This window comes from Thermoleptolyngbya sp. M55_K2018_002 (assembly GCF_015295965.1).
Taxonomy (GTDB): Bacteria; Cyanobacteriota; Cyanobacteriia; order Elainellales; family Elainellaceae; genus Thermoleptolyngbya; species Thermoleptolyngbya sichuanensis.
Genome location: NZ_DVEA01000194.1, coordinates 1 through 7,411, shown reverse-complemented (window position 1 = coordinate 7,411; position 7,411 = coordinate 1). Strand labels below are relative to the sequence as shown.

The window sequence follows — 7,411 nt, the reverse complement described above, 5'->3', positions numbered from 1 at the left end:
CACGGATGCCGTCGATGTCCACGGGGGGAGCAGCGATGAAGGCGATGATGAAGCAGGTAGTTGCGGTGAGCAGAGTGGGGATCATCAGCACGCCGAACCAGCCCACGTACAGGCGGTTGTTGGTGCTGGTGACCCAAGCGCAAAACCGCTCCCAAGCCGAGGCGCTATCGCGCCGCTGAATGGTTGTAGTCATAATAAATGCGATCGAATTGCGAATGGATAAATGAGACGGGTTAGCATAAAACCTTCCCGTTCTTTGCATAATAGTTACATTGAGTCAATCTAGCTAAGGTTCTTTACATTTATTTGTATGTTGAAAGGCTCCGATTTTCTTTAGAATTGCCTCAGTTTGAGGAGCAGAATTTGAAATAAGGCTGGAGACAAAGATTCCAGCTTTTTCTAAACAGCAATGGACGACTTTGTATCAGAATGTGAAGCAAGCGATCGCCCCTTGATTTATTTCAAATTGTAAACAGTCCGAATTGTAAACCAGCAGGTATCCACACGCTGGGTTGAGCAATCCCCAAACCCATTGCAACTGATGCTGCATATAGCCAAAGCTCACTGGCAGGCGATCTGCGCCCATGCCGAACAAACCTACCCGCAAGAATGCTGTGGGCTGCTGCTAGGACGAACGGCATCGACAGGCGATGAAACGATTCGGACGGTGGTGGAACTGTGGACGGCTGAAAATGCCTGGAACCCAGAAGCCGCTGCGCTGATTTCAGACCTGCTGAGCCAGTCTCAACTCACCAACAGCAAGCGCGATCGCTACTGGATTGATCCCCAAGAAATGCTGGCTGCGATGAAATATGGGCGCGATCGCCAGCTCGACATTATCGGCGTGTATCACTCCCATCCCGACCATCCCGCTGTGCCCTCAGAATGCGACCGGGCGATCGCCTGGCCACACTATTCCTATATCATCGTGTCTGTTTCTCAAGGAAGCGCCCAGGATTTACTATCCTGGAACTTGGATCAAGACCATGCCTTTCAGGCAGAACCCCTCATCTGTTCTGAATAATTGTGATGTCGAGATGAAGTGTGGCGGGATGTTGGAATATTTGGAGTATTGGAGTCGTAATCTGATGAAAAGATTGAAAAGATTCTGACGAATCGATTGAATCAGTTTTAGGGAGAAACGGACATGAGGAAGGCAAATCCAAATCCTCCCTCATTCCGCCTGAATCCATCACTCCGTTACCCCAAAACCTTAATATCCTGTCCTCGCTCCTAACCTCTAAAACCTGATACCCAAACCCCTATGCTCAATCCCAATCTGGACGAAATCCAGTTAACCAAAGACGACTACGAACGATATTCCAGACACCTGATCCTGCCGGAGGTCGGTGTAGAGGGGCAAAAGCGGCTGAAGGCGGCTAGTGTTCTCTGCATCGGCACAGGCGGGCTGGGTTCCCCGTTGCTGCTGTACCTGGCGGCGGCGGGTATTGGCCGCATCGGCATTGTGGATTTTGACGTGGTGGATCACTCCAACCTGCAACGGCAGGTGATTCACGGCACCTCCTGGGTCGGCAAACCCAAAATTCAGTCCGCCAAAAACCGGATTTTGGAAATCAACCCCTACTGCCAGGTGGATCTTTACGAAACCCGCCTCAGTTCCGAGAATGCGCTGAGCATTATGGAACCCTACGACATTGTGGTAGACGGCACCGACAACTTCCCAACGCGCTATCTGGTGAACGATGCCTGCGTCCTGTCGGGCAAGCCCAATGTCTACGGCTCTATCTTCCGGTTTGAGGGGCAGGCGACAGTGTTTAACTACCAGGACGGGCCCAACTACCGCGACCTCTATCCCGAACCGCCGCCACCAGGCTTGGTTCCCTCTTGCGCCGAGGGCGGTGTGCTGGGCATTCTCCCCGGCGTGATCGGTGTGATCCAGGCGACGGAAACGGTGAAGATTATTCTGGGGCAGGGGCAAACCCTGAACGGGCGGCTGCTGCTGTTCAACGCGCTTAACATGACCTTCCGAGAGCTAAAGCTGCGCCCCAATCCAGAGCGTCCGGTGATTGAGAAACTGATCGACTACGAAGAGTTTTGTGGAATTCCCCAGGCCAAAGCAATGGAAGCACAGCAACAGTCTGAAATGCAGGAAATGACCGTGACTGAGCTAAAGCAACTGCTCGACAGCGGTGCAGATGGCTACGTGGTGATTGATGTTCGCAATCCCAATGAATACGAAATTGCCAGAATTCCGGGTACGACGCTGATTCCGCTGCCGGAAATCGAAAACGGTGACGGCGTGGCCAAGGTGCAGGAGTTGCTGAATGGGCACAAGCTGATTGCCCACTGCAAGATGGGCGGTCGCTCGGCCAAGGCGCTGGCGATTTTGAAAGAGCGGGCTGGGATCGACGGCATCAATGTGAAGGGCGGTATTACTGCCTGGAGCCGCGAGGTTGATCCCTCCGTGCCGGAATACTAGGTCATGGAACACTAGGTCAACCGATGACCTCTCCCGTGGGGCGATCGCCCGTTTTGTGGCGGCAGGTTTTGGGGCTGGCTGCGGTGCAGTCGGCAATTACGCTGATGTGGGTGATGTATGGAGCCTACGTCCCTCAACTGCTGGAGCAATTTGGGCTACCGATCAGCCTGGGGGTGGCGATCGCCGCTCTGGAAAATGCGCTGGCGATCGCCTTCTAGCCGCTCATGAGGAGTCTGTCTGACCGGGCGCAGCGCTGGACAGGCTCCCGCTTCCCCTTCATTGCCGTCGGGGTCGTGTTAACGGCGACGCTCTTTTTGGCGATTCCTGGCATCACAGTGCTGGGCACGGGCACGGCGCTGCGGGGTCTGATGCTGTTTGTGCTGGTGGCGTGGTCGCTGGCGATGACGGTGTTTCATAGTCCCGTGCTGTCGCTTTTAGGGCACTACACCACGGTTTCGCATTTGCCGCTGGCCGCCAGCTTCCTCACGGTGGCCAGCGGTATTGTGGGGACACAGGTGCCTGTGGTCAACCAGATGATCTTGAACCTGGGGCCGCTGGCCACATTCTTGGTGGGATCTACAGTGCTGCTGCTGGCGGCGGCGCTGCTGAGGCGGCTGGATGCGCCAGTTTCCTCCACCCTGTCAGGGGCGATCGCCACGGATGCGTCACCGTTTCCCTCGCTGGGCAGCCTCGGCTTTTTGGCGGCGGTGGGGCTTTGCCTGGGCTGGGGGCAGCGGCTGATGATGGATGCGGTGCGCGGCATGACCTCGACCCATCTGCCGGGTCAAAACTTGAATCAAATCATGCTTTGGGTGGCGATCGCCATTGCCGTCGTTGCCGTGCCCTTGGGGGCGATCGCCACTCGCCTGGGCAATCGACTAGCCCTCACGGCTGGCGTACTGGGGGCAGTGCTGGTGGGGACGCTGTGGGGGCTGGTGCCCTCGGCGGCGATCGTAGCGCTGGGTATTCTGGTGCTGATTTTGGCGCTGGCGCTGATTCAAAACGGCGGCCTGCCTGTAGCCCTTGCCCAAGTGCCCGTGAGCCGCGCTGGGCTGGGCGTGGGGCTATACCTCGGCGGCGTTTCGGCGGCCAATCTCCTGCAAAATGCTTTGCAGGCGGGTCTGCTGTCACTCAGCCTGGGTGGGCTGTCGCTGCTAGGCGCGGCGGCGCTGCTGGTGGCGATCGCGCTGCTGTGGGCCCGCAAGCCTTCTCCTACTCCTGGGTGAGGGGCGGTCGCCCAGTCAGATCCTCCAGGATGGGCAGATAGTTTTACGCAAGTTGGGTGAGGTGTTAGCTCTGTTCCAGCGACTATTCTAAGAAGCATAGAGGTTAACTCTCAGTTGCCTGATGACAGGCACCTCTTGTTTGAGAAACGGGGCTAAGGGGGCTTGCCCCGTTTTTCTTTTTAAATCTGGTTAAATCTGGCTGGTTAAATCTGGCGACAAACCAGCTAGCGATAAGAAGTCACCAACACTTCGGTAATTTTTCCCCGGCGACGGGCGTTGGAGTTGATCGAGCGGGCGGCGGTGATGGTGTGGGTGGGAAAGTCGGCGTAGAGGTCGCGGATAAACTCACAGTCAGAGTTGGACAGCATCGCCTTGACCCCGCGCCGCGCCAGCTCTGCAAACACATCCCGCAGGCGAATCTGGTCGTCTCGGTTAAAGGCGTAGCGGTTGTAAGACGTGAAGCGGCTGGTGGCGCTGATGGGGTAGTAGGGCGGGTCGAGGTAGACAAAATCCTGCGGCGTGCGGGCGTGTTCCAGCACCATCTCAAAGGGATGGGCGAATAGTTCCGTGTGGCGGAGGGCGATCGCCGCTGCTTGCAGCAAGTCTACGTGGCAGATCTTGGGGTTTTTGTAGCGACCCATCGGCACGTTGAACTGGCCCCGCGAGTTCTCCCGATATAGTCCGTTATAGCAGGTTCGATTTAGGTAGATTAGCCGTGCCGCCCGCTCCACATCCGTCGTGCCCGGATTGCTCCGCACCCAGTAGTAATAGTCCTGACCGTGATGAAGCTGGTGTTCTTCCAGCAGCACAATCACATCCATCACGCGATCGCGCACACAGCGATAGACGTTCACCAACTCATCGTTAATATCCATCAGCACCGACCGCGCCGGTTGCAGCCGAAAAAAAATCGCGCCGCCCCCCAAAAACGGCTCGTGATAGGTTTCAAACGAATTGGGAAAGTAGGGGAGATATTGCGAGATCAGTTGTCCCTTGCCCCCGGCCCACTTGAGAAAGGGGCGCGGCAAGAGAGTGGGCGAAACGCTAGTAACCAAGGAACTATCCGGGGAGACGGTGCAGGTACAGATGAAATTACCCATTAGAATAGATGACGAGAAAAATTTCGGCGCATTTTCTTATTTGCAAATCCAATGCAAGACTTTTTTACAAACGTTTCTCGCTATCCCCGCTATCTCATCAGCTTTTCGCTGGGCGTGCTGTACACGTTCGTCAAGCCCTTGCTGCCGCTGTTTCAAAAGCCCACCACGGCGATCGCCACTTCTCTCCTCCTGCTCTCCGGCTTTGCCTTCATTGCCTTTACCCTCCGCGCTATGCTGGAGCTTTAGGGATTCAGACGCTCGGTGTCAGGTGCTAGGTCGCAATCACCGGATACCTCCTGATCCCTGACCCCGATCCCTGACCGCGATCCTTGACCCCTGAACTCTGATTCCTTTGCAACCCTATGGCAACCGATCGGCGGGTTTTCCGCGTCGCAGAATTAATCAAGCGCGAAGTCAGCCAGCTTCTGATCTCCGGCATCAAGGACGATCGCGTTGGCGTGGGCATGGTCAGCATCACCGAGGTCGATGTGTCGGGCGATTTGCAGCACGCCAAGATCTTCGTCAGCATTTACGGGTCGGACGAGGCCCGCGCAGAGACGATGGCGGGGCTAAAGTCTGCTACGGGCTATGTCCGCAGCACGCTGGGTCAGCGGATTCGCCTGCGTCGCACGCCGGAAGTTGTGTTTGTGGAAGATCGCTCCATCGAGCGGGGCACTCAAGTCCTGTCGTTGCTCAACCGCCTCAGCGCCGAGCGCAAGCCAGAGACTTTGGAAGCCCTCCAGTCGTCTGAGAACCAGGCTGACTCAGACTTTTCCGACGAACCGGAAGATGAATTTGACGATGAACTCGACGACGAACTGGAGGATGAACTCGATGACGAGTTCGACGATGAACTCGACGATGAATGGAATGACGAGTTCGACGACGAATTGGACGACGAACTAGACGATGAACTTGATGACGAACTGGACGAGGATGAGGACGATTCCCTCATTCGCGCTGAGGATTAGCCCCATTTCTAGCCCGGTTTCATGACGACTCGCGCCCAGCTTCGTCCCCAGTGGGAATACCTGTCGCTGCCGCAGCAGGTGGCGCAGATGGTGGTCGTGCGGGCCTCCGGCTACTGGTGTGACCATCAGATTCAGTATCCCGCCTGGGAGCCGCCCCTGGAAACACTGCGCTACTGGGTGGAAGATTTGGGCGTGGGTGGTGTGATCTTGCTGGGCGGCAGCGCGGCGGAGGTGGCCGGGCGATCGCACTGGCTCCAGTCCTTGGCGGAGTTGCCGCTGCTGATTGCCGCCGATGTGGAAGAGGGCGTGGGGCAGCGATTTGCAGGCGCGACCTGGTTTCCGCCGCCGATGGCGCTGGGTGAACTTGCCAAGCGGGATTTGCCTGCGGCGTTGCGCGATGCCGAGGCGATGGGCGCGGCCCTGGCGCAGGAAGCCCTTGCTGTGGGCATTAACTGGGTGCTGGCTCCAGTGGTCGATGTGAACAACAACCCAGCGAATCCGGTGATCAACGTGCGGGCCTTTGGCGATACGCCAGAGATCGTCAGCAAGCTGTCCACCGCCTTTATTCGGGGCGCACAGCGGTTTCCCGTGCTGACCTGCGCCAAGCACTTTCCCGGCCACGGCGACACCGCTACTGACTCGCACCTGGATTTGCCGCTGATTCCCCACGGATTGACTCGACTAGAGCAGGTTGAATTTCCGCCGTTTCAGGCGGCGATCGCCCAGGGGGTCGATTCTGTCATGAGCGCCCATCTGCTGATTCCGGCGCTGGATGAACGCTGGCCTGCCACGCTGTCGCGCCGGATTTTGACCGGGCAACTGCGCGGTCGCCTGGGCTTTGACGGGCTGGTTTCAACGGATGCGCTGGTGATGGGGGCGATCGCCAATCACTATGGCCCCCACGAAGCCGCCGTGCTGGCCGTGGAAGCGGGAGCCGACATTTTGCTGATGCCTGCTGACCCAGAGGGCGCAATTCGGGCCGTCTGCGATGCCGTCGCGTCGGGCCGCATTGCCCCAGCGCGGATTCAAGACTCCCTCGCCCGCCTTCAGCAGGCCAAGAGCAAGCTGCGTCCCCAGATGCCCACGGGCGGCACGTCCCACGCCTGGGAAAATTTGCCGCCTGCTGGGTTCGACATCGAGCCGCTGATGGCACATCTGGCTCAACCCCAAGCCCAGCACTTGGCGACCGACCTGCTGCAAGGGTCGATGCGGGTTCATGTGCCTACGCGCTCCCGGTTGCAGGATCTGACCCTTGCCGCGCCGCGCCGCACGCTCATTGTGCTGGATGATGTGCTGGAGCGAGAGTTTTTGAACCGCACTGCGCCAGCGATCGCCCTCCCCAGACAGCGCGGCCTTCGGGTGGAAATCGTCGATGGCCACACACCGGCCGGCCTGGTGCTTCAGGAACCGTCGCCCACGCCTACGCTGCTGCAACTCTTTGTGCGGGGCAACCCGTTTCGCGGCAGCGCCGGACTGAGCCAGCTTGCAGCAGGGTGGTTTCAGCATTTGCTAGACACGCAGCAGTTGGTGGGGCTGGTGGTCTACGGCAGTCCGTATATCCTGGAGCAGTTTTTGCCGCAGTTGCCCACCGAGGTTCCCTATGTGTTCACCTATGGGCAGATGGCGCAGGCCCAGGCGATCGCCCTGCAAACCTTGCTAGTTGATTGAGCTAGT

7 protein-coding genes and 2 pseudogenes are annotated in these 7,411 nt (G+C 58.0%); 7 read left to right on the top strand and 2 right to left on the bottom strand.

The window, feature by feature from the left end; all coding sequences use genetic code 11:
* Nucleotides 1-193, bottom strand: a pseudogene (locus IGS51_RS09485) (photosystem II q(b) protein); the annotation flags it as partial.
* 348 nt (nucleotides 194-541) lie between these two features.
* Here IGS51_RS09485 and IGS51_RS09480 point away from each other — a divergent pair.
* The 4 genes from IGS51_RS09480 to IGS51_RS09465 all read left to right on the top strand — a co-directional run bounded on the left by IGS51_RS09480 (nucleotide 542) and on the right by IGS51_RS09465 (nucleotide 3,666).
* A complete protein-coding gene (locus tag IGS51_RS09480; protein ID WP_297078178.1) occupies nucleotides 542-1,024 on the top strand; it encodes a M67 family metallopeptidase in 483 nt (160 codons plus the stop codon).
* A gap of 240 nt (nucleotides 1,025-1,264) precedes the next feature.
* The gene (gene moeB, locus IGS51_RS09475) at nucleotides 1,265-2,440 is read left to right on the top strand and encodes a molybdopterin-synthase adenylyltransferase MoeB (RefSeq protein ID WP_297078177.1); all 1,176 of its coding nucleotides are present in this window, start codon (nucleotides 1,265-1,267) and stop codon (nucleotides 2,438-2,440) included.
* 23 nt (nucleotides 2,441-2,463) lie between these two features.
* Nucleotides 2,464-2,658: a hypothetical protein gene (locus IGS51_RS09470; protein ID WP_297078176.1), complete on the top strand. Its 195-nt coding sequence runs from the start codon at nucleotides 2,464-2,466 to the stop codon at nucleotides 2,656-2,658.
* Nucleotides 2,659-2,664: 6 nt separating this feature from the next.
* Entirely contained in the window at nucleotides 2,665-3,666 is a 1,002-nt protein-coding gene (locus IGS51_RS09465) for a hypothetical protein (protein ID WP_297078175.1), read from the top strand.
* A gap of 224 nt (nucleotides 3,667-3,890) precedes the next feature.
* Here the strand turns inward: IGS51_RS09465 and IGS51_RS09460 are convergent, their stop codons facing one another.
* Nucleotides 3,891-4,721, bottom strand: coding sequence for a DNA adenine methylase (locus IGS51_RS09460; protein ID WP_297078174.1), 831 nt, complete (start codon nucleotides 4,719-4,721; stop codon nucleotides 3,891-3,893).
* Between the two features lie 96 nt (nucleotides 4,722-4,817).
* Between IGS51_RS09460 and IGS51_RS09455 the strand changes: the two genes are divergently transcribed.
* The 3 genes and pseudogenes from IGS51_RS09455 (at nucleotide 4,818) to IGS51_RS09445 (ending at nucleotide 7,405) form a co-directional block, all read left to right on the top strand.
* Nucleotides 4,818-5,012 carry a DUF751 family protein gene (locus tag IGS51_RS09455; protein WP_068515730.1) on the top strand — a complete coding sequence of 65 codons (195 nt, stop codon included), beginning with the start codon at nucleotides 4,818-4,820 and terminating at the stop codon, nucleotides 5,010-5,012.
* Between the two features lie 116 nt (nucleotides 5,013-5,128).
* Nucleotides 5,129-5,491, top strand: a pseudogene (gene rbfA, locus IGS51_RS09450) (30S ribosome-binding factor RbfA); the annotation flags it as partial.
* Between the two features lie 267 nt (nucleotides 5,492-5,758).
* Complete coding sequence (locus IGS51_RS09445) at nucleotides 5,759-7,405, top strand: glycoside hydrolase family 3 N-terminal domain-containing protein (protein WP_297078173.1); 1,647 nt, start codon at nucleotides 5,759-5,761, stop codon at nucleotides 7,403-7,405.
* The last annotated feature ends 6 nt before the right edge of the window (nucleotides 7,406-7,411 follow it).

Coding starts and splice junctions, on each gene's coding strand:
- IGS51_RS09480 (WP_297078178.1), top strand. CDS start 542: ATGCTGCATATAGCCAAAGCTCACTGGCAGGCGATCTGCGCCCATGCC.
- moeB (WP_297078177.1), top strand. CDS start 1,265: ATGCTCAATCCCAATCTGGACGAAATCCAGTTAACCAAAGACGACTAC.
- IGS51_RS09470 (WP_297078176.1), top strand. CDS start 2,464: ATGACCTCTCCCGTGGGGCGATCGCCCGTTTTGTGGCGGCAGGTTTTG.
- IGS51_RS09465 (WP_297078175.1), top strand. CDS start 2,665: ATGAGGAGTCTGTCTGACCGGGCGCAGCGCTGGACAGGCTCCCGCTTC.
- IGS51_RS09455 (WP_068515730.1), top strand. CDS start 4,818: ATGCAAGACTTTTTTACAAACGTTTCTCGCTATCCCCGCTATCTCATC.
- IGS51_RS09445 (WP_297078173.1), top strand. CDS start 5,759: ATGACGACTCGCGCCCAGCTTCGTCCCCAGTGGGAATACCTGTCGCTG.